Source organism: Corynebacterium uterequi (assembly GCF_001021065.1).
GTDB lineage: Bacteria > Actinomycetota > Actinomycetes > Mycobacteriales > Mycobacteriaceae > Corynebacterium > Corynebacterium uterequi.
The window spans coordinates 1855655-1877551 of the sequence record NZ_CP011546.1; the positions used below are offsets into that span (position 1 = coordinate 1855655).

The following is a 21897-nucleotide window of genomic DNA, read 5'->3' on the forward strand; positions in this document are numbered from 1 at the left end:
TGATTAATGCGGCGTTACGGAGCATGCGAGACTAATCCAATAGTCGTGCCGCTCGGGCGTGGGTGAGCAGCTCAGCCGAATTGTGAGCCTCCACTTTGCTCATGAGTGAACGGCGGTGCGTGCGCACGGTGTTCTCGGAAATCCGCAGGTCCCGCGCAATCTCCCGGTTAGTCAATCCCGAGGCGATGAGCCTGAGCACCTGCTTTTCCCGCAGGCTAAGGACTATCGAGGAGGGCGCCGCAGAAACGCTAGATCCGCTGGGGGCGGGGTCATCAGCGGCGGCCTCGGCGTCGGTGAACGGCCGGCGTTCCATGAGCCCGCGAGCGCTTTTCACCGTCGCGTGGTCGCAGTGGCGAAACGCCAGGGCGGCGACGCGGGCGGCCAGCGCGGTGTGATCGAGATCGGAGCGGGTCGGCGGCCGAGACGTCGTCCAGCTTTCGATCCACACGCATCCTACGTGAGCATCCTTCGAGGTCAGGGGCTGAATGAGCAGGCTGCGGTGGGCGGCGTCGGCGCGCAGCCGGTGGGCGTGGAGGTGGCGCTTATAGGATTCGGAGCCGTCATCCGGCATGTTCACCAACTCCACCAACTCACAGCGGTTTCGGGCCTGGATGACGTCCCTGGTGCCCAGCAGATCCCCGAAAGCGGAGTCCTCCGTGGTCAACAGCGTGTCCGGATATTGCGGGAAACCCATGGCCCCGAGGCAGAGAAACTGATGCGTTCCGGGAATCCGCACGTGAACGGCGAGGGCATCGGCGCCAGGCACAAAGTCGCGGAACATGGCGACAACGTAGCGTGCCACGTCGCGAGCGTCCTTGAAACCGTCGAGATCTTCCATAGCGGCAACGAGCCGGCTGCTCACCTCCGTGGATTTCACACACAACCTCCCGATGATGGTCGAATGACGGCGCCTTCAGTATGACATGAGGAGACTAGTCTGCTGTCGCCTTCGCGGACGTTTCTCGCCCGCCGGTGCGATATACGTCACGTTGGGCCCGGCTTAGAGTGTGAAACAACATCAGCTCTAGAACATGAAGGGATACCGATATGGCCACCGTCCATACCGCGACACACGTCGACGACCTTCCCGAAGACATCCGCCTTGCCGAGACGAAAAAGGCCGCCAAGTCGGGCTTCTTCGGCGCCCTCGCCGAGTATTACGACTTCGGCCTTTACGGCACCGCGTCGGCCCTGATCTTCCCCGTCGTTTTCTTCGGCGGGGCCGATAACCCGCAGCTGGCAACCATCGCCTCCCTCGGGTCCTTCGGCGTCGCCTACCTGGCGCGTCCGCTGGGCGCCGTCGTCCTCGGTCACCTCGGCGATACGTGGGGGCGTAAGAACACCCTCTACCTCACGCTCGGGCTCATGGGATTCGCCACCATGGTCATCGGTTTCCTGCCCTCTTACGAGGCAATCGGCCCAGCTGCGGCCATCATTCTGCTGCTCATGCGGCTGATTCAGGGCTTCAGCGCCGGCGGCGAACAAGCCGGCTCCAATACGCTCACATCCGAGTGGGCTCCGCCGGCGCGACGCGGCCACTTCACCGCCTTCACGATGCACGGCTTGGCGCTCGGCCAGCTGCTTGCCCTCGGTGCGTTCATCCCCTTCTCCGGCGACGATTCCTTCCTCTTCGGCATCGGCTGGCGCATTCCCTACTTCATCGCGATCCCCATCATCCTCTACGCCCTGTGGGTGCGTTCCAAGGTCAGTGATCCCATCACCACGCCGACCAGCCCCGTCGAGGCCCCGGACGGGCAAGCCGCAGACCGAACTGATGCGAAGGCGCCGGATACGTCACTGCGCAACCTGTTCGCCAACCACTGGCGGTCTGTGCTGCGGGTCATCTGCATGGGCCAGTACGCCATCACCGGCACCCTGCTAGGCAATTACGCCCTCAACTACGGCACCACCCAGTGGGGGATTGAAAAGAACGTGTTGTTGGCGCTGGCCACCGGATCCATGGTGTTTGGCCTGGCAGTGCAGCCGGCGTGGGCGTCGCTGTCCGATCGCATCGGTCGGCGCCCCGTGTACCTGACCTCGATGATCGCGCTGGTCCTGCTCTTCCCGGTGATGTTCTACGCGTTGCAGACCCAAAACGGCTGGTTCATCGCCGTCATGTTCACCATCGTGGGCCTGGTGGCCACGGGCGGCAATGTGGTCCAAGCATCGCTGTATACGGAGCTGTTCCCCACCGAGGTGCGCATGGCGGGCTACGCCGTGAGTACGCAGATCGGCAACATCATCGTCGGGTTCACCCCCATGATCTCGGCTATCCTCGTGCGCCCGGGGGCCTTCGGGTGGGTCCCGGTGCTCGCCTTCACCTCGGCAATGATGACACTTGGCATCATCGCGTGTTTCACCACGAAGGAGACCCGCGGTTCCGTCATCGTCTAAGGCAATCACGGATAAGAAAGAGCGCCCCCGGCCGGAGCCGACGGGCGCTTTTTCGTTGGTGCAAAAGACGCAGAGAGGTTACAGTCCGACGTCGTTGTTCTGGATCTGCTCCCAGGTCAAGTTCCACTGGCCGAGGCCGTCATAGCCCGGCAGCGTGCCGCCGACGGTGTTCTTCACCGTCACCGGATCGCCCAGCTTGACGACCTCCTGGAACCAGGCGGCGTCCTCGATGGAGACATTGACGCAGCCGTGGGAGGTGTTTTGCGACCCTTGGGCCCACACGGACCACGGCGCACCGTGGACGTAGATGCCGGAGTAGGACAACTGGGTGGCGTACTGAACCGGGGTGCGGTAACCACCCTGGTCGTAGGCCAGGCCGAAGGTGGTCGAGTCCATAATCATCGACGTGTTCTCGTTACCCACCACATAGATGCCGTTGGGGGTGGCCCAGGTGGAGTTATCCCGGCCGAGCGACACCGGAATCTCGCGCAGTAGCTCCCCGTTGCGGAACACCTTCATGGTCTTGGTCGCGTCATCCACCTCGGCGCGGACGTCCTCACCGATGGTGAAGTTGGTCGAGTAGTCGTCGTCGACGAAGACACCGTCGGAGATCTCCAGACCATACAGGTCCGCGTCGACGCTCACCTCGGTACCCGACTGCCAGAACTCCTTGGGCCGCCAGCGCAGAGTGAGATCATCGAGCCAGATGAAGTCACCCACCGTGTCATTGGAGGTCTCGATGGTGATGGCTTCCTCCACGGCGTCCTTATTCGTGACGGCGCTACCGAAGTAAAAGTCGATGGTCTTAGCCACGCCGACAGTGCTCCCCGCCACCGGGCCCAGGCCCAGGGCAGACGTGCCGGCCGGCTCAACCGTAGAGAAGGTGCGGGTTTCTTTCGCTCCGTCCGAGGTCTCCACGGTCAGGGTGTAGGTGCGGTAGAAGCCCAGCGGTTCCGTCGTGGTCCACTCGGTGCCGTCGCTGCTGAGCTTCGCTTCGACGACCTTGTCTTCCTCGTTAACCATTTCCGCGCGGATGATGGTGCCATCGACCACGCTCAGAGTTACCGGCTCCGCCGGGTTGTACTCCTTGGCGCCGTCTTTGACGTTCCACGTCAGAACCGGCTTGGCTTCCTCGGCGACGGCATCGCTGTCCGGCGTGGCCCCTACCCCGTCAATGCTGCACGCGGTGAGGGTGCCCCCTGCGACTGCCAACAGTGTCGAGGCCGCGGCAACCTTGACCCAGTTCTTGCGCGTCAAACCCATGGTGCGGCTGCGGCCCCCAGAAGGATTCCGTTTCACTTGCATTTCCTCTCTCGCGCCACTCAACGTTTCGGGGCGTGATGACGTCGTTTACCTTAAGCACCGCGGTGTGTCCGGACAAGTGCGCTTGGGCTTACTGAAACACCGTGTAAGAGGCACCTTAACACATTGTGACGCGTCACCAACCGCACGACGACGGCGCCAGCGCCCGCAACGGATCCATGCCGGCACCACACCGACCACGCAACGAGACCGCACACCACACACGAACCCGGCGAGCACCCCTCGCGCTTGATACAAAAACCGCCTACTACCAGGCGATTTTGCACATCCTGCCCGCGTAAGTAATATTCTTTCTCGTTGCACGGCAGGCAGCAAGAACGAAAGCCAGTCAACAACATCAGCGCCATTAGCTCAATTGGTAGAGCAACTGACTCTTAATCAGTGGGTTCGGGGTTCGAGTCCCTGATGGCGCACAACTTACAGCCCCGGTAGCCCAAGCTACCGGGGCTTTCCCCTTCCCGCCATCCGGCACACAGCGCAGCTCACACCGCTGGTAACAATTTAGTCACACTTCACTGCCGGCGCTCTGGGCTACCCCGTCGGCTACCCTCGCTCAGCTTTTCGGCAAGCTCGAGAGCCGCCACCACCCTATCCCCGCCGCCTCACCACCACACCGAGCCTTCCACCTTCATCGCAACTACCCTATTCGGCTTAATTACTTTCGCTAGCATACGAAACTGATTGTATTTTGTTTTGCGTCGATGACTTTCTCCCTCGTGACGAGCGGGCGTAACGAGGCGTTCCGTAAGCCGGTGACCCGGGCGGGCCGCACCGGTGTCATGGGCTTCGAATAGCGACTGCGCATACTAGCGGCACATGCTCGCAGGTCGTTCGGTATCCGGGCCACCCACGCGACCCGTAGGATAAAAGTTATGGCAACGGAGAAGTCCATCACGATTTACGACGTCGCGGCCAAAGCAGGGGTCTCCGCGTCGACAGTGTCGCGCGCCTTCTCCCGGCCTGACCGGGTTTCTTTCGCCACGGCCGAAAAAATCCGCGACGCCGCTAACGAGTTGGGTTACCGCACGAAACTGGCAACGAAGTCCGCTAACCCTTCGGATTCGCGCCCGCCCACCAAGACGCTGGGCCTTATTATCGCGGACGCCACGAACCCCTTCTTCCAGGAGATCCGCAGCGGCTGCGACCACGCTGCCGCCGTCGAGAAGATGGTGGTGCTCACGGCCGACATTCGGGAGTCGTTGCCCAGCGCTCACCTGGCTGTGGAGCGGATGGTCCCCCTCGTCGACGGGCTGCTTTTGGCCTCGTCGCGGCTGGCGAATGGGGATATTCAAAAGATCGCCCGGACGATCCCGACCGTGGTCATCAACCGACCCGTTCCCGGGGTGCCGAGTGTCCTCATCGACAGTTACACGGGCACCATTCGGCTGGCGGCGCACCTGGTGGAACAGGGGGCGCGCTCCATCACCTACCTGGCGGGTCCGCTCGATTCCTGGGCGGACGGGTTGAGGTGGCGGGGGCTGCTCGACGCCGTCGGCAGCACTGATCCGAATCAGGCTTTCGAGGGACTGGGCCAGCGCGCGGCGAACCCGGTGCTCAATCCGAGCATGATTCGCGCCATGCGCAACGTCACGCTCCAGCAGATGCGCGTCGACGAGCCCACCATCCGCGGCGGGCAGCGGGCGTTCACGGCCTGGAGCAAGCAGCCGACGGATGCGGTGCTGTGCTACAACGACATCGTCGCTATTGGTTTCATCCACGAGGCTCAAGAACAGGGCCTCGACGTCCCGGAGGATGTGCTCGTCGCCGGCTACGACAACACCGATGTCTCCACCCTGGTTTCTCCCGGGGTGACGACGGTGGCGGGCCCCTTGCGCGCCGTCGGGCGGGTGGCGGCGGCGAACGCCATGGCCCTCGCGAAGGGCCTCAAGCCTCAAATCGCCCGGCCGCGTATCCTTCCCACCCGCATGATTCTGCGCGGCTCTACCCTGCGCCACGTCTAGCGGCGTCGACGCCGCGGGGTCAACACCGCTTTGTTGAGCACGGGGCTAGGCGCCGGGTACGACGACCGACAGCGCGAGGACGACGGCCAGGCCGACGAGGGAGTTGCATAGCTGCAGCAAGCCCCAGGTCTTCAGGGTATCCTTGACTGAGAGGTCGAAGTAGCCCTTGAAGAGCCAGAACGACGCGTCGTTGATGTGGGTCAGCGTGTTGGAGCCGGCGGCGGTGGCCAGAACGAGCAGCGCCGGGTCGACGCCGACGAGCTGCCCGGAAGCAGGATCCATGAGCGCCGCGCCGATGATTCCGGCTGCGGTCATCGCGGACACCACCCCTTGGCCGGTGGCCAAGCGGATGAGGACCGTGATGAGCCAGGCCATGAGGTAGGGGCTGACCGCCGTGGCGGTCATGAGCCCACCGATGTACTCGCCGATGCCCGTATCGATGATGACCTGCTTGAGCGCACCGCCGGCGCCGACGATGAGGACCACCATGGCAATGGACTTCACGGCGGAGTCGAAGGATTCCATCGCCCAGCTGATGCCACGACGGGTGCGGATGGAGAAGAAGTAGAAGCCGGCGATCATGGCCACGGATACCGCGATGAGCGAGGAACCGAAGAAGTTGACGATGGTGTAGGCAGTAGTGCCTTCGGTGACCCAGATGTTGGCAAGCGTGGCGCCGACCATGAGGATGGCCGGGATGAGAGGAACGAAGATGGACACGGCGAACGACGGGCGCTCCTCTTCCGGCACGGGGTTTTCAGCCTGCAACAGGGTGGGGACCGGGTAGTCGAGGTTGCCGAGGAACTTCGGCAGCAACCAGCCGGTGACGATGACCGTCGGGATAGCCACGACCACGCCATAGATGTAGACCATGCCGATGTCGGCGCCGTAGCTGTCCACTAGCGCCATGGGTCCGGGCTGCGGCGGGAACACGGAGTGCGCGGTGGTGGTGGCGGCGACCGCGGGGATGGCGATCTTCATGAAGGAGACATTGGCTCGCTGAGCGACGGCGATAATCAGCGGGGCGAGCATGATGAACGCGACCTCGTAGAACATGGCCAGCCCGAAGATGGTGCCGGCTAAGACCATGGCCACCTTGACGCGTTGCACGCCGAGGCGACGCAGGAGGGTATCGGCGATTTGGTCCGCGGCGCCGGAGTCAACCATGAGCTTTCCGATGACGGCGCCGAAGACGATGATGATCGCCAGCGATCCCAGGGTGGATCCGAACCCAGATTGCAGGGTGGCGATGAGTTCCATGAGCGGGAAGCCCTCGAGCACTCCGATGAGCACGGCGGCGAGGAGCAACGCGAGCATGGCGTTGATCTTCCATCTGATGTTGAGGACGAGCATGAGGGCGATTCCAACAACCACCCAGACAATGTGTAGCAGCCCGGTGTCCATGACGATTGGGCCTTCCTTTCCACACCTAAAGGTAATATCAATGGGTCGCCGCGAGCGTACCCCCAAACCTGGACATCCACCTAAAGGCTGGAAACTTCATGCAACTCATTGTTCACGGTCGTCAGGCCGCTTTAAATGAGAATTATGAGTACTTCACATGCAGCGAACCCAGACCGCCTGCTGCCGGCCGACCCGGGCACTCGTGACATCGCCCGTCGCCTGCTAGCAAGCGTCGAGGACTTGCCGATCATCTCCCCCCACGGCCACCTCGATCCGACTATGTTCACCACGAACGACCCGTTCCCGAACCCCACGCAGCTGCTGATCTCCCCGGATCACTACCTTTGCCGCGTGCTGCGTTCGGCCGGCTACGAGATGAGCCAGCTGGGCGTCGGCGGGCACGAGTGCGACCCGCGTGAAGCCTGGCGCATCTTCTGCTCCAACTGGGGCCTTTACGCCGGCACCGCCACCGGTTACTGGGTGGAGCAGGAGTTCGAGCACGTCTTCGGTATCAACCCCGACCGTATTTCCGGGAAGAACGCCGACGACCTCTACGATGAGCTCTCCGAGGTGCTCAAGCGCCCGGACTTCCGTCCGCGCGCGCTGGCCGAGGAGTTCAACCTCGAAGTCCTGGCTACCACCGATGATCCGCTCGACGACCTGGCTCCCCACAAGGAGCTGCGCGACGACGCGTCGTTCACCACCCGCATGCTGCCGACGTTCCGCCCGGACGCGTACACCAAGATGTACAAGCCGGAGTTCGCCGCCAACGTGGAGAAGCTCATTGCCGTCGCCGGCGACGGGAAGACGGGCTACGAGGGTTACCTCCAGGCACTGCGTAACCGCCGCCAGTACTTCATCGAGGCGGGCGCTACCTCTTCTGACCACGGCACCCACAATGCCGACACCACGCCGCTCGACGCTGACGAAGCCCAGCGCCTGCTGGACAAGGGGCTTAAGGGCGAGGCCACCTTCGAGGAGGCCTTGGCGTTTGAGGCGAACATGACCTACCGCTTCGCCGAGATGGCGCAGGACGACGGCCTGGTCATGACCCTGCACCCGGGCGTGTACCGCAACCACTCGGAGTCCGCGTTCGCCAAGTATGGTGCGGACACCGGTCACGACATCCCGTTCAAGATGGAGTACACCAACGGCCTGCGCCCGCTGCTCAGCGCTTTCGGTGAGAACAAGGACTTCAACTTCGTCATCTTCACCATCGACGAGACCACCTACTCGCGCGAGATCGCCCCGCTCGCCGGTTACTACCCGGCCGTTTACGCCGGCGCTCCCTGGTGGTTCATCGATGAGATCGACGCGATGAACCGCTTCCGCCAGTACACCACCGGCACCACGGGCTTCTCCCGTTACTCCGGCTTCATCGACGACACCCGCGCCTACTGCTCCATCCCGGCGCGCCACAACACCTCCCGCCGCGTGGAGGCCAACTACCTGGCACGCCTCGTCGCCGAGCACCGCCTCACCGAGGACCGCGCCGCCGAAATCATCGTCGACCTCATCGACGCGTCCCCGAGGAGGGTCTTCAAGCTATGAGCCAGCCGCTGAATCGTTCTACTTACGACGCCGCCCCGGCCGCCCCGGTCCGCCTGGTGCACCTGGGTCTCGGTGCCTTCCACCGCGCCCACCAGGTGTGGTACACCGCTAAGGCGGAAGCCGATCCGAAGAACCCGCAGTTCGGTTACTGCTCGTTCACCGGTCGTAGCCCGCGCATGTCCGACAAGCTGACCGCGCAGGATTCGCTGTACACCCTCGTCACCCGTTCTGGTGAGAGCGACTCTCCGGAGGTCATCGAGACCATTGTCGAGGCCCAGCCGGCCGCGAACATCGAGCGCTTGGCCGAACTCATTGCGTCGAAGGATCTCGTCGCCGTCACCCTCACCGTCACTGAGGCCGGCTACCACCTCGCCGAGGGCCTGAAGCTGGACACGGATTCCGCCGACGTCCAGGCCGACATCGCCGCGCTGAAGGCTGACATCACCAAGGTCGACACCCTGGCTACCGCCGCGGGCAAGATTGTGTACGGCCTCGCCGCTCGTCGTGCCGCCGGCAACGGTGGCCTGGCCATCATGAGCTGCGACAACATCGCAGCCAACGGCGCCACCGCCCGCGCATCTGTGCTCAGCCTCGCCAACGAGGTTGATCCTGAGCTCAAGGCGTGGATCGAGGAGAACGTCACCTTCCCGTCGAGCTCTATCGACCGCATCACCCCCGCCACGGAGGACTCCCTGATCGACGACGTCGAGAAGGCGACCGGCTTCCGCGACGAGGCGCCGGTGGTCACCGAGCCCTTCGCTTCCTGGGTTATCGAGGGCGAGTTCCCCAACGGCCGTCCCGACTGGGAGAAGGCCGGTGCCCAGTTCGTCGAGGACATCGAGCAGTTTGAGAACCGCAAGCTGTGGCTGCTCAACGGCTCGCACTCCCTCATGGCGTACTACGGCCAGCTGCGCGGTCACGCGACCGTCGCCGAGGCGATTGGTGACGAGGACGTCCGCGCCCGCGTCAACGCCCTGTGGGACGAGGCCGCGAACCACCTCACCGCCGAGGGCCTGGACATCCCGGGGTACCGCGACGCGCTCATCGAGCGCTTCGAGAACCCGCGGATCCGCCACAACCTCGCTCAGATTGGCATTGATGGCGGCACCAAGCAGCGCATGCGCGCCGTGCCGATCATGAAGGCCGAGCTGGCCGACGGTCGCGACGGCGACGGGGCTGCGTTCTCCATCGCCGGCTGGATCGCTTACCTCCTGCGCGACGGTGGCAACGAAGAGATCAAGGACACTCGTGCCGACGACCTCGACGCCGCCCGCAAGGCCGACGATCCGGTGGCTGCGCTCGTCGCCGCCCTGGACGAGGAGCTTGCTGCCAACGAAGATGCCCTCGCCCGCATCCGTGCTCACGTTGAGTCACTGACGGACTAGGTCCCTTCAGCGCCGCCGTCGGCCTCCGCCTGTCGGGGGAAGCGGCGGCGCATCGCCTTAAAGCTAAAGAAGAATTGAATAGTCCACGCCGTCGCCCTGGCAGTCGTCGAATGGTTCGATGCCCGTCTTCGCGGCGTCGCTGGTAATTCCCTACGAGGAGAATTCCGTGTCAACCACTACTGCCCCGGCGAAGGCCACGGCCAATGGGCAAATGCCTTCGCACCGAGTACTGACGTACTCCTTCGGCGACATCGCGAACAACCTGTCGTTCATGATGACGTCGATGTTCCTCATCGTCTACATGACGGACATCGTCGGTCTGTCCGCCGGTGCCGCCGGCGCGATCTACGGCATCACGAAGATCTGGGCCGGCGCGACCGACCTGTTCGTCGGTTCCCAGGCCGATAAGGTCAACACCAAGTGGGGCCGCCTGCGTCCCTTCCTGTTGTTCGGATCCACGCCGCTGGCCGTCGTGTTCGTCCTGCTGTTCTCCACCCCGGCCGGCCTGTCGCCGACGGGTGCGCTGGTGTGGATCTTCCTGCTCGACGCTGCGTTCCAGCTGTGCTACTCGCTGGTGAACATCCCCTACGGCTCCCTGGCGTCGTCCATGACCCAGGACCCGGTGGACCGCTCGAAGCTGTCGGGTTCGCGTTCCATCGCGTCCTCGCTCGCGGGTGTTGCGCTGGCGTGGGTCGTCTCCCCGCAGTTCCAGGACCTGTCCGACGTCTCTAAGGCCCGGACCCAGTTCACCTACACCTGCATCATCCTGGCCGTCATCGCCGTGATCCTGTACCTGATCTGCTTCGCCAACTCTCGCGAGGTGGTTCCGCGTAGCGCCGGCAAGATCTCCTTCGGCCAGACCTTCTCCATGCTGAAGCAGAACAAGCCGCTGAAGATCCTGCTCCTCATGGGCCTGTTCTTCCTCACCTCGAACTTCGTGTTCAACGCCATCGCGATCTTCTACGTCCGCGAAATCATCGGCAACGCCGGCTTCTTCGCCATCGTTCAGCTCTCGCTGACCGCCGGCACGGTCCTGTTCGCCTCCTTCGCGCCGACGATCACCCGCCGCTTCGGCAAGCGCAACGGCTACGTGCTCGCGTGCATCCTCGCCATCATCGGCTACACGATGGTCGCCGTCATGCCGGGCGGTAACTACACCCTCGCCGTTATCGCCTGGTTCTTCCTGGGCCTGGGCACCGGCGGCTCCAACGCCATGATGTTCTCCATGCAGGCGGACACCGTGGACTACGGCGAGTGGAAGTCCAACATCCGCTCCGAGGGTGGTTCCTACTCGATCCTGTCCTTCACCCGTAAGGTCGGCCAGGGCGTCGGCGGCTGGCTCGGCGGCGCGGTTATCGGCTGGTACGGCTACTCCCAGGGCGTGGAGATCACCGAACACGTCGAGCAGGGCCTGCGCATCGCTACCGGTGCCATCCCGGCCGTGCTCGCCGTGGTGGCCGCGCTCATCGCGTGGTTCTACCCGCTCAGTGGCGCCAAGCACTCCGAGATCATTGACGAGCTCACGGAGCGCCGCACCCAGGCCTCCATCGCTGGGTCCAAGGGCGTCGACGCGGACGCGACCCGCGTGCACGAGGATTCCATCACCGGTGACGGCCGCACCACCCTCATGCGCCGCGCCGGCGAGCACAACCCGCCGATCATCACCCTGTTCGGTCAGCGCGGTTCCGGCGCCACCGAGATTGGCCCGATGGTCGCCGATATGCTCGGCGTCAACTACATCGACCAGGCGATGAGCTCCAAGGAGCTGTCGCAGGTGGACAAGACCGCCCTGCTGTCTGACTCCGCCTTCAACCGTTGGATGCGCACACTGTCCTACTCTGGCACCTCCACCGCCGACCTAGCGGTGGCCCTGGACTCGGCACACAACCGTCAGGTGGCCCAGGGCAACGTCGACCAGGTTCTTGCCGACGTGGAAAACGGCGGCGTCATTCTCGGCCGCAATGGTGCCCTCATCCTCGGTTCCGTGGTGGGCACCCTGCACGTCCGCCTGGTGGCTCCGATGGAGCGCCGCGTCGAGCGCGTCATGCACAAGACCGGCTTCAGCGCGTCGGACGCCGCTGAGCAGTGTGAGATCGAGGATCGTCTGCGTCGCGAGATCTCCTACAAGCTGCACAAGTGGGATCCGACCGACGACGAGGCCTACGACCTCGTTATCAACACCGCTTCCACCACGTACAAGCAGGTTGCTGAGCTCATCGTTGAGATGTACCGCTCCAAGTACCCGGAGAACGTCTCCTCCTAGTTCTCGCTGCTGACACGGTGCTGCAGGCCCCCGGAGTTGCCCTCTTTCGAGGGCAACTCTGCTAAAACCCTAGCGAAACCGACCCCCACCGGCGTATGATAACACCATTGCCGCAGGGGTCGGTTTTCGTTTGCCTATCTGCCCTGCTCCCTCCCCCTTTCTTCAGCCACTCCCCCTTACTACGAAGGACCCACATCATGGCCACGTCCGCACTGTCTCCCGTCCACATCGTCGTCATGGGTGTCTCCGGCGCCGGTAAGTCCACCATCGGCGAGATGCTCTCCGAGCGGCTTGGGGTGCCCTTCCGTGACGGTGACGACCTCCACCCGGAGTCCAACATCGCCAAGATGGCGCAGGGCATCGCCCTGACCGACGAGGACCGCTGGCCGTGGCTTGGCCTCGTCGGTTCGTGGCTGCGCGACAACCCGGCTGGCGGCGTCATCGGCTGCTCCTCGCTCAAGCGCTCCTACCGGGACCGCATCCGCGAGGCCGCCCCCGACGCCATCTTCATCCACGTCCACGGTGACGAAGAGCTGCTCTACTCGCGCATGTCTACCCGCGACCGCCACTTCATGCCCACCAGCCTCCTCGATTCGCAGCTCGCCACCCTGGAGCCGCTCGCCGACGACGAAGCCGGAACCGTCATCGATATCGACGACACTCGAGAGAACATTGTGGCCAACGCCTACAACTGGTTGGCCAACGAACGCTAACGACCGCGATAAGCTGGGGGTATGACTCGCCCCACGCTGATCGTCGTCGATGTTCAAAACGATTTCTGCCACGGCTCCCTCGCCACCGAGCGAGGCGGGGCCGTGGCATCGTTGATTTCCGACCACCTCGCCGCCCACCGAGAACGCTACGAGCACGTCGTCGTGACCAAGGACTGGCACATCGACCCCGGAGAACACTTCTCCCCCGAGCCCGACTACGTCGATACGTGGCCGGTGCACTGCGTCGCCGGTTCCGACGGGGCGGCCCTCCACGACGCCCTGGCGGATCTGCGCCCCGATGCGGTGTTCACCAAGGGTGAGTACTCCGCCGCGTACTCCGGATTCGAAGGCTCAAGCAACAGCGTCAGCCTCGCCGCCTGGCTGCGCGAGCGCGGAGTAACGGACCTGGTGGTGTGCGGTATCGCCACCGATCATTGCGTGCGCGCCACCGCCGCCGACGGGCTCCGGGAGGGCTTTGCCGTCACTGTCCTGACGCACTTGTGCGCCCCGGTCTCTGAGGAGCGGGGCGCACAGGCGCTGAAGGAGCTAGCCGCAGCCGGGGCGCAGGTCCAGCCCTAGGTTGGCCGCGGCCGCCGTCGCTAAAGGTCGATTCGCTCAGCCAGCAGGCGGCGAATCTCGCCCAGGTCCTTCTTCTTCTTGCGAGCGGCAGTGATGCTGAGAACAATGGCACCCACTACGACGACGCCCACGCCGGCAAGCACCTTCTGCACCGTCGGGTCCTTGAGCTTATCGGTGGCGCCACGCTTGGCGTCAGCCGCCAGGTTGGCGGGCTTGGAGCGGTCGGTCAGCTCGTCAAGAGTGGAAGCGAGCTGGTTGCGGGTCCGCTCAATGTCCCGCTGGATGTCATCGATGCTACGAGCCACGATCATTTCTCCCTAAAGACGGTCACTATTTTTCTTCCCCTCGATCTTAGCCTCTAGGACGCTGTCGCGTCACGGTAGCATGGCGCTATGACTGATCCCTCCCGCCTCGTAGTCGGCGACCCGGCTCCGGCCTTCACGCTGCCCGCCGATTCTGGCGACGACGTTAGCCTCACCGACTACGCCGGCCGCCGCGTCCTCGTCTACTTCTATCCCCGAGCCAACACCCCCGGATGTACGAAGGAAGCGTGCGACTTCCGCGACAGCCTCGCGCTGCTCAACGACGCCGGCATCGACGTCCTCGGTATTTCCCCCGACCCGGTGGCGAAGCTGGCAGCCTTCCGCAGTAGCCAAGAGCTGAACTTCCCGCTGCTCTCCGATGAGGATAAATCGGTGATGACGGCCTACGGCGCCTTCGGTGAGAAGAAGAACTACGGCAAGGTGGTTCAGGGAGTTATCCGTTCGACGTTCCTCGTCGAGGCCGATGGCACCATCGGGCTCGCCAAGTACAACGTCAAGGCCACCGGCCACGTCGCGCGGATTCTCAAGGAACTCGATCTTTAACCTCGGCCGGCGGCCAGCAGCTGGCAGACCGCCACCGCGTAATCGCCGTCGTGGGAAATGCTCAGCGCCGTCTCCACCGGCCCGAGGCAGCCGCTCACGGCCTCGGCAACGTCGCCGCTGAGCTCGATGGCCACCCGACCCCACGGGTCGGCGACGACCTCGATCTCGCAGAAGTGGACGTCGTCGCGGCCCATCACCGGCGCCGTGCCATACATCCGCTGCGACCAGGCCTTAATGAAGGCTTCCTTAGCGGCCCAGCGGCCGGCCAGATGGGCAGCATAGTCCGGGCGGCTGCGCGCCAGCCTTAGCTCCCGCGCGCTAAAAACCTCGGAGAAGGTGGTGCCGGGTGCGCGGAGTTGCTCCGCGAAGGCGGGGATGTTCACCGCATCGATCCCAATGCTCATCGTGCGCCCGGGGGGACTTGAACCCCGTGTGAGTGAACTCCCATGATTTACCTGGTGTTTTAGGTTGTGTCGGACTGCTTACCGGGGAGTGTACACCACGCCGTGCCATATACATGCCAGAACCGGTGCCGTAGGCCTGGTGACGGCTAGTGCTAGGCCCTAGGCCTAGCACGGCTTACCGAGGAGGTTGTTTCCGTGAGTGTTGTTGAGTTTTCTTCCCCCGCCCTTAGGGCGTACCGGTGTACGTGTGAGGCGGGCTGCTGGGAGTGTGCGTGCGAGGACACGCCCGGCGCGCCGGGCGTCGAGGTGTGGGCGTCCCCTACCGGGGGCCTGGTGGTGGTTACCCGGGTGCCCGGGGTACCCCGCCCGCCCCGGGTGGACTCCCTGCTGGGAGAGCGTGGCTGGTTTGCTGTGCTGCTTGAGCAGCTGGCTAGTGGGGAACTAGTGGAGGTCTACACAAAAGTAGACCTATAGTACGCTACAGGCCCGTTTAAGCCGTTTTTTAGCCCCTGTTGATGTCCTGGTACGCCCCGGGCGTTACAGGGGCTTACAGCGCTCTACGGTAGCGCGTAACCGGGCATGTGGTGGGCTGGTAGCCAGGGGGGTTACCCCGCCCCGTACCTCCCTGACCGCGCGTGATAGCGGGTGCCCGGTTTAGTACAGGTCTAGAAGTGTAGCCCCTGGTAGGGGGCTGATTTTGTTGCACTCCCACTGCTGTGGTAACGTAGCTAGGCTACCGTACCACGGTAGGCAGAGACCACCTGCGTCTAGTGTACCAGCTGGTTGTAGTAGTACCTAATCGGGCCGGCTGGCCACCCCCCTAGAGTGCGCTAGCGCCAGGTCTACGCCTGGCACGGATTAGAGCTAGGCCCTAGGCCTAGCACGGGCTACTGGTTGTGTGAGAACTAAATAGTGTACGCCGGGGCGGTTATTTTAGTCTCCCATAGCCAGTTGGATTCATCTATCTTGAGAGGAGTGTTTTCATGCGGGAATGTAAAGAATGTAAAACGGTTAAGGAACTGGAGTGTTTCAGTTTATTAAATAAAGAGAAGGGGTATCGCCGTCATGTGTGTAGGGATTGCCGTAATAAGGCCAGGCGGGAGAAGAAGATTCAGAACCGGCTGTATGATGGGGCGCGTAGGGCACGCGAGAAGGGTAAGCGGGTGTACCCGTTTACTGCTGAGGAGTGGGAGAAGAACCTAGCGGTAAAGTATGGTGTTAGCCCGCTGGAGTGTTTCTATACGGGTAGGCCGTTACAGTTGGATGATCCTAGCGCGCCTGGTTTTTTGCACCTGGATCATGTAAAGCCGTTGTCTGCTAGCCGGTCTACTCATTCGATCAATAATGTGGTTCCTACGTCGGCTGAGTTTAACGGCTGGAAAAGTGGTAAGCGTGCCGTGGTTGCGGTTATTACCGCCCCCGAGGGGTTAAGGGGGGTTAAGCGCTGGGACGGGCCTGTGGATGATATGGGTAACCCTATTGTTCCTGTGTTGACTGCCTGGTTCAGCCAGGATGGTAAGCAGTTGAGTAAGTGGACTGCCTTGAAGGTGAAAAGTGTTTCCCGGCCTATTGAGGATGATAATACCGGCCCCCTTGATGCCGGTACGGACAATGACGGCACTCTGGGGGCTGCCTAGTGTACGTGGATGATGATCTCGATTACCTGTTGAGTCTTCCGGTGGGGTCGATTAAGCAGCATCGGGAGCAGCGGGGTGGTTTTGAGCAGTGGCTGTACCCTGGCCTGGTGTGTGATTCTTTCACCATGATACAGGGTAAAGCGAAACAGGGTAAGTCGTTGTTGGCCGCTAATCTGGTGGCTAGTTTTTCTACTGGTAGGTCGTTTCTGGGTGTGGAGTGTTCTAGGCCGGATAGTAGCCGGGATGTCCTTATAGTGGGTACCGAGGCTAATCTAGTTGCCGAGTATGGGGAGCGTGTCACTGAGCTGGGTGGTGACGTTGATCGTGTTCAGATTGTTCCTATGCTGCCTGGCCAGGAATTGCACTACGTGTGGGAGCTTAAGGCCGTGTATGGTCACCTAGGCCTGGTTGTGGTGGATAACACCAGTGGGTATGTGACTGATGAGGGGCAGAATAGTGACACGTCGGCTACAGTGATTAAGCGACTTTTCCAACCCCTGGTTATGGCTGGTGTTCCCGTGGTGTTGATTCATCATTTCAATAAGTCGGGTAGGAGTATGGGTAGTGAGCAGTACCGGGGTATGGGCCGGTTCTTCCTTGACTGTAAGCGTACCCGTGATGGTATCCGGGTTACCCGTGATGGTGGTAATTTTGCCAGCCTAGACCCGCTAGAACTGTCTCTGGCCGGTTTTGAGTTGTCTACTGGTGGGGTGTCGGCTAGCCCGGCGCGCCGGGTGGATGATCCGGCGCTGGGTGCTATGGCCCGGCTGGCTGTCATGGCCCCTGGTGGGAATAAGTCTGCTGTCGCCAGGTATGTCGCTGACCGCCTTAAGGCAGAAGGGGTGGTGGGTACTAAGGGGGCCCCGTATTCCGAGGGTGCGGTACGGCAGAAGTTACGGCGTATGGAACAGTCCGAGAACAGTACTCTCACGTGTGGGGTTACCCTCGAGTAGTGGACACCTGATAAGGATGGGCCACAGGCCTGTCAGGAAGGATGTCTGTCACTATGGCAACGAGGAAGACCTACACCCCGGAATACCGGCGCGAAGCCGCCCGATTGGTTCTTGATACCGGCCGCCCGATCTCGGTGGTAGCCAAGGAACTCAACATCAACGCCTCCCTGTTGAGCCGGTGGGTGAAGAAAGAACGCCAGCCCAGCGACCCAGCCACACACCAGGCTGAGGTACTCGACGCCGACGAACGCGCAGAACTGCTACGCCTGCGTAAACAGGTCGCCGAGCTCAAGCTTGATAACGAGTTTTTGGGAAAAGCAGCAGCCTTCTTCGCGTCGAAGCAACAAAAGTAGAACGCTTCCAGCTGATGGCGCAGGAGAAGGCCAACTACAGCATCTGCCGCATGGCCAGGCTTTTGCAGGTCTCCCGCTCGGGCTACTACAAGTGGGCGAGCCAGCAAAGGCTCAAAGCTGCCGGTGATGACCCTCGTGACATGCAGCGCGCCGCGCTTGATGCCAGCGTGCTGAGGTCCTGGACCCAGTCCCACCAGACCTACGGAGCACCGCGGATCACCGCTGATCTACGTGGCATGGGCCTGGTGGTGGATAAGAAAACGGTAGCCAAGTCGATGCGCAGGCTGGGCATTGAAGGCATCTCACCGCGATCATGGACTCCGGCTCGGCGAGTACCCGGTGTAGCACGGCACCAGATCCCAGATCGGGTGGAACGAGTCTTTGACACCGGGGAACTGAATAAGGTGTGGATCTCCGATATCACGTATCTGCGTACCGGGGAGGGTTGGCTGTATCTGTGTGCGGTCCGTGATGGGTGTTCTCGCCGGGTGCTAGGGTGGGCGATGGACGCGCACCAGAGCACTGACCTGGTGGAACGGGCCCTTCGGATGGCGCACACCTTGCGTGGCGAGGTGGCTGAGGGTGTGGTGTTTCACGCTGATCGTGGCACCCAGTTCACCAGTGATCAGCTGTACCGTGTGTGCCAGGAACTCGGGATCGCTCAGTCGGTGGGACGTACTGGAGTGTGTTTTGATAACGCGATGGCTGAATCGTTTTGGGCGACGCTAAAAACGGAGTTCTACCAGCGGCGACGGTGGCGTACCCGGGATCAAGCTCGTCGTGCGGTGGCGGGTTGGATCGAGGGGTTTTACAACCGGCAACGGCGTCATTCGTCGTTGGGTGGTCTCCCACCTGTCAGTTTCGAAAATAATTACCACTTGGAGAAGGAGTCGGCCTCAGGCCGCGCTGCTTAATCGAACTGTCCACGATTTGCGGGCAACCCCACGTGGGCTGGTGATGGGTATGTGAGTTAGTGGTAGGTCTGTGACCTAGCACGGTTAGTGCCTGTGCCAGCCCCCTAGGGCTGGTATGGACTAGAGCTAGGCTGTAGGCCTAGCGCGGACTGGTTGTACAGCTTGAGCAGCTGACCTGTTCAGCTATTTTGTGTTTCCCCTGGTCAGAAGGCTGCTGGTTGTTCACTGGTGGTTTCCCACCGTGTTCAGCTGGTTGTGTTTCTGCTGGTCAGAAGGTTGCACGTTGTACGTTGAACCCCCTTAGGTATCCCCCTATTTGTTGTTTCTCTATCCGCCTACGCTAGGCGGTGTTCGTGTCATACTTCCTGTGCCCTGGCCATAGGCCAGGTCACTACAGTATGCCATTCACACACGAGCTGCTGGTACCTGCCAGCATCTCTCGCCTGGCTACGGCTACATTGGAGGGGTGAAAATAGCACCTACGGTGCTGTTGAACACCTACCTGTAGGCCCGCCTTAATGGCGGGCTACTACCGTAGGGCCGCCCCTATGGGCGGCTAGTGGACTGTATGCGGGCCTTAATGGCCCGCTACTGTAGGTAGGCCGGCCTTATTGGCCGGCTACTGGACTGTGTCAGTCCCTTAGGGCTGGCACTGATGTACGCCCCGGCTAGGGCCGCCCCTATGGGCGGCTAGTAGCTCTAGTAGCTCTAGGCCGGGGCTGTCTTATGCTATGGAGCATATAGCTACCCCGCGCGGTGGGCCTTTATGGCCCGGCGCGGTGGGTGGTAGGAGCAGGGCTAGGCCGCTAGGTCTAGTCCTGGTTCTGGCACGGTTGGTGACAGCATTTATGCTGGCACGGGTGGTGACAGGCCGCTAGGTCTGGCACGGGGCTGGCATGTAATGTCAGCACGGTACTGGGTAGCTGTATGCGACTGGTATATAGGCCTAGGCCGGGCTCTAAGGCCCGGCTACTAGGTGTACGCCCGGCCTGTATGGCCGGGCTACTACGGTATGTTGTAGGGCCGGCCTTAAGGGCCGGCTACTACTTAGGTACCTTAGGAGGCAGGCCTTTAAGGGCCTGCCCTAAAACAGTAACCGTAGGGCCGGCCTTAAGGGCCGGCTACTATACGTAGGGCCGCCCCTATGGGCGGCTACTAACTACTACCTGTAGGCCGGGCTCTAAGGCCCGGCTACTGTATGTAGGGCCGCCTTGAGGGCGGCTAGCGCTAGGCCCTAGTAATCCCGCCGTAGGCGGGTTACGGTAGTGCCAGCCATGAGGCTGGTACGTGGCCTAGCACGGGCTAGTGCCAGGTTTACGCCTGGCACGGGCTACCTAGGATGTATGAGGGGTGGTAGTACCTGGAGGGTACTAGCGCCCCGTAGGGGTAGTGACAGGCTGATAGGCCTGGCACGGGCTAGAGCTAGGCTGTAGGCCTAGCACGGGGTGATAGTATGTATGCCCGCCTTAATGGCGGGCTACTGGTGACAGCCCCTTAGGGGGCTGGAACGGTAGTATAACCTATAGGCTGACCGGTAAGGTCAGCTAGTGCCAGGTCTACACCTGGCACGGGCTACTAGGTGTACGCCCGGCCTGTATGGCCGGGCTACTGGTTGTACGCCGGGCTTGATGCCCGGCTACTGATGTATGCCTATGCCGGGCCGTGGTTGCCATGATGGGCCCGGCTAGTGCTAGTGCTAGCCCCTAGGCCTAGCACGGCTAGGTGGGAGAGTAAGCCCGGCGCGCCGGGCCTTGCCTGGTCTAGGGGTGCTAGTGGTTGTACGCCGGGCTTGATGCCCGGCTACTGTCAGGTTTCCACCTGGCACGGCTAGGTCTGTGACCTAGCGCTAGCCCCCTAGGGTTATCCTGTCCATGAGCTCCCGGGGCCGTTGTTCCCGTGCCCTCATGTAGGTATTCACAATGGTAGATGGGGTTGCCCGCAAATCGTGGACAGTTCGATTAAGCAGCGCGGCCTGAGGCCGACTCCTTCTCCAAGTGGTAATTATTTTCGAAACTGACAGGTGGGAGACCACCCAACGACGAATGACGCCGTTGCCGGTTGTAAAACCCCTCGATCCAACCCGCCACCGCACGACGAGCTTGATCCCGGGTACGCCACCGTCGCCGCTGGTAGAACTCCGTTTTTAGCGTCGCCCAAAACGATTCAGCCATCGCGTTATCAAAACACACCCCAGTACGTCCCACCGACTGAGCGATCCCGAGTTCCTGGCACACACGGTACAGCTGATCACTGGTGAACTGCGTGCCACGATCAGCGTGAAACACCACACCCTCAGCCACCTCGCCACGCAAGGTGTGCGCCATCCGAAGGGCCCGTTCCACCAGGTCAGTGCTCTGGTGCGCGTCCATCGCCCACCCTAGCACCCGGCGAGAACACCCATCACGGACCGCACACAGATACAGCCAACCCTCCCCGGTACGCAGATACGTGATATCGGAGATCCACACCTTATTCAGTTCCCCGGTGTCAAAGACTCGTTCCACCCGATCTGGGATCTGGTGCCGTGCTACACCGGGTACTCGCCGAGCCGGAGTCCACGATCGCGGTGAGATGCCTTCAATGCCCAGCCTGCGCATCGACTTGGCTACCGTTTTCTTATCCACCACCAGGCCCATGCCACGTAGATCAGCGGTGATCCGCGGTGCTCCGTAGGTCTGGTGGGACTGGGTCCAGGACCTCAGCACGCTGGCATCAAGCGCGGCGCGCTGCATGTCACGAGGGTCATCACCGGCAGCTTTGAGCCTTTGCTGGCTCGCCCACTTGTAGTAGCCCGAGCGGGAGACCTGCAAAAGCCTGGCCATGCGGCAGATGCTGTAGTTGGCCTTCTCCTGCGCCATCAGCTGGAAGCGTTCTACTTTTGTTGCTTCGACGCGAAGAAGGCTGCTGCTTTTCCCAAAAACTCGTTATCAAGCTTGAGCTCGGCGACCTGTTTACGCAGGCGTAGCAGTTCTGCGCGTTCGTCGGCGTCGAGTACCTCAGCCTGGTGTGTGGCTGGGTCGCTGGGCTGGCGTTCTTTCTTCACCCACCGGCTCAACAGGGAGGCGTTGATGTTGAGTTCCTTGGCTACCACCGAGATCGGGCGGCCGGTATCAAGAACCAATCGGGCGGCTTCGCGCCGGTATTCCGGGGTGTAGGTCTTCCTCGTTGCCATAGTGACAGACATCCTTCCTGACAGG

The 21897-nt window shown here is 62.2% G+C and carries 17 protein-coding genes and 1 tRNA gene; 12 read left to right on the plus strand and 6 right to left on the minus strand.

Going from position 1 to position 21897, the window contains the following annotated elements:
* Nucleotides 1-31: 31 nt before the first annotated feature.
* Nucleotides 32-877: a helix-turn-helix transcriptional regulator gene (locus CUTER_RS11120; RefSeq protein ID WP_201775032.1), complete on the minus strand. Its 846-nt coding sequence runs from the start codon at nucleotides 875-877 to the stop codon at nucleotides 32-34.
* Between the two features lie 170 nt (nucleotides 878-1047).
* On the opposite strand from CUTER_RS11120, the gene CUTER_RS08570 reads away from it, so the two are divergent.
* Nucleotides 1048-2394: an MFS transporter gene (locus tag CUTER_RS08570; RefSeq protein WP_047260074.1), complete on the plus strand. Its 1347-nt coding sequence runs from the start codon at nucleotides 1048-1050 to the stop codon at nucleotides 2392-2394.
* 78 nt (nucleotides 2395-2472) lie between these two features.
* Here the strand turns inward: CUTER_RS08570 and CUTER_RS08575 are convergent, their stop codons facing one another.
* Nucleotides 2473-3657 (minus strand): L,D-transpeptidase, encoded by a 1185-nt coding sequence (locus CUTER_RS08575; RefSeq protein WP_047260075.1) that lies wholly within the window; start codon nucleotides 3655-3657, stop codon nucleotides 2473-2475.
* A gap of 400 nt (nucleotides 3658-4057) precedes the next feature.
* Here CUTER_RS08575 and CUTER_RS08580 point away from each other — a divergent pair.
* A tRNA-Lys gene (locus tag CUTER_RS08580) sits at nucleotides 4058-4130 on the plus strand.
* 459 nt (nucleotides 4131-4589) lie between these two features.
* A complete protein-coding gene (locus CUTER_RS08585; RefSeq protein WP_047260076.1) occupies nucleotides 4590-5678 on the plus strand; it encodes a LacI family DNA-binding transcriptional regulator in 1089 nt (362 codons plus the stop codon).
* A gap of 45 nt (nucleotides 5679-5723) precedes the next feature.
* Here the strand turns inward: CUTER_RS08585 and gntP are convergent, their stop codons facing one another.
* Entirely contained in the window at nucleotides 5724-7082 is a 1359-nt protein-coding gene (gntP, locus tag CUTER_RS08590; protein WP_047260077.1) for a gluconate permease GntP, read from the minus strand.
* A gap of 144 nt (nucleotides 7083-7226) precedes the next feature.
* Here gntP and uxaC point away from each other — a divergent pair, with 144 nt between their 5' ends.
* The 5 genes from uxaC to CUTER_RS08615 all read left to right on the plus strand — a co-directional run bounded on the left by uxaC (nucleotide 7227) and on the right by CUTER_RS08615 (nucleotide 13573).
* The gene (gene uxaC / locus CUTER_RS08595; protein ID WP_047260078.1) at nucleotides 7227-8633 is read left to right on the plus strand and encodes a glucuronate isomerase; all 1407 of its coding nucleotides are present in this window, start codon (nucleotides 7227-7229) and stop codon (nucleotides 8631-8633) included.
* On the plus strand, nucleotides 8630-10018 hold the full coding sequence (locus CUTER_RS08600) for a mannitol dehydrogenase family protein (RefSeq protein WP_047260079.1): 1389 nt from the start codon (nucleotides 8630-8632) through the stop codon (nucleotides 10016-10018). The genes uxaC and CUTER_RS08600 overlap by 4 nt, the downstream gene beginning before the upstream one ends.
* A 166-nt stretch (nucleotides 10019-10184) precedes the next feature.
* Nucleotides 10185-12281, plus strand: a complete 2097-nt coding sequence (locus tag CUTER_RS08605) for a cytidylate kinase family protein (RefSeq protein WP_236684706.1) — start codon at nucleotides 10185-10187, stop codon at nucleotides 12279-12281.
* 197 nt (nucleotides 12282-12478) lie between these two features.
* Entirely contained in the window at nucleotides 12479-12994 is a 516-nt protein-coding gene (locus CUTER_RS08610) for a gluconokinase (RefSeq protein ID WP_047260080.1), read from the plus strand.
* A 21-nt stretch (nucleotides 12995-13015) separates the two neighbouring features.
* Complete coding sequence (locus tag CUTER_RS08615) at nucleotides 13016-13573, plus strand: isochorismatase family protein (RefSeq protein ID WP_047260081.1); 558 nt, start codon at nucleotides 13016-13018, stop codon at nucleotides 13571-13573.
* 20 nt (nucleotides 13574-13593) lie between these two features.
* On the opposite strand, the gene CUTER_RS08620 is transcribed toward CUTER_RS08615, so the two are convergent.
* Nucleotides 13594-13878 carry a DUF3618 domain-containing protein gene (locus CUTER_RS08620; RefSeq protein ID WP_047260733.1) on the minus strand — a complete coding sequence of 95 codons (285 nt, stop codon included), beginning with the start codon at nucleotides 13876-13878 and terminating at the stop codon, nucleotides 13594-13596.
* A gap of 87 nt (nucleotides 13879-13965) precedes the next feature.
* Between CUTER_RS08620 and bcp the strand changes: the two genes are divergently transcribed.
* Entirely contained in the window at nucleotides 13966-14439 is a 474-nt protein-coding gene (gene bcp, locus CUTER_RS08625; protein ID WP_047260082.1) for a thioredoxin-dependent thiol peroxidase, read from the plus strand.
* On the opposite strand, the gene acpS is transcribed toward bcp, so the two are convergent.
* Nucleotides 14436-14843 (minus strand): holo-ACP synthase AcpS, encoded by a 408-nt coding sequence (acpS, locus tag CUTER_RS08630; protein ID WP_047260083.1) that lies wholly within the window; start codon nucleotides 14841-14843, stop codon nucleotides 14436-14438. The genes bcp and acpS overlap by 4 nt on opposite strands.
* A 983-nt stretch (nucleotides 14844-15826) precedes the next feature.
* Between acpS and CUTER_RS08635 the strand changes: the two genes are divergently transcribed.
* The 3 genes from CUTER_RS08635 (at nucleotide 15827) to CUTER_RS08650 (ending at nucleotide 18700) form a co-directional block, all read left to right on the plus strand.
* The gene (locus CUTER_RS08635; RefSeq protein WP_144412298.1) at nucleotides 15827-16480 is read left to right on the plus strand and encodes an HNH endonuclease domain-containing protein; all 654 of its coding nucleotides are present in this window, start codon (nucleotides 15827-15829) and stop codon (nucleotides 16478-16480) included.
* Between the two features lie 41 nt (nucleotides 16481-16521).
* Nucleotides 16522-17433, plus strand: a complete 912-nt coding sequence (locus CUTER_RS12065; RefSeq protein ID WP_407919179.1) for an AAA family ATPase — start codon at nucleotides 16522-16524, stop codon at nucleotides 17431-17433.
* A 41-nt stretch (nucleotides 17434-17474) separates the two neighbouring features.
* A protein-coding gene (locus tag CUTER_RS08650) for an IS3 family transposase (RefSeq protein ID WP_144412218.1) occupies nucleotides 17475-18700 on the plus strand; the annotation gives its coding sequence in 2 pieces (ribosomal slippage) (nucleotides 17475-17742 and nucleotides 17742-18700; 1227 coding nt in all).
* Nucleotides 18701-20658: 1958 nt separating this feature from the next.
* On the opposite strand, the gene CUTER_RS08655 is transcribed toward CUTER_RS08650, so the two are convergent.
* Nucleotides 20659-21884 (minus strand): IS3 family transposase gene (locus tag CUTER_RS08655; RefSeq protein WP_144412218.1). Its coding sequence is split into 2 segments (ribosomal slippage): nucleotides 20659-21617 and nucleotides 21617-21884, totalling 1227 coding nucleotides; the frame shifts between segments, so codons are not numbered across the junction.
* Nucleotides 21885-21897: the final 13 nt, after the last annotated feature.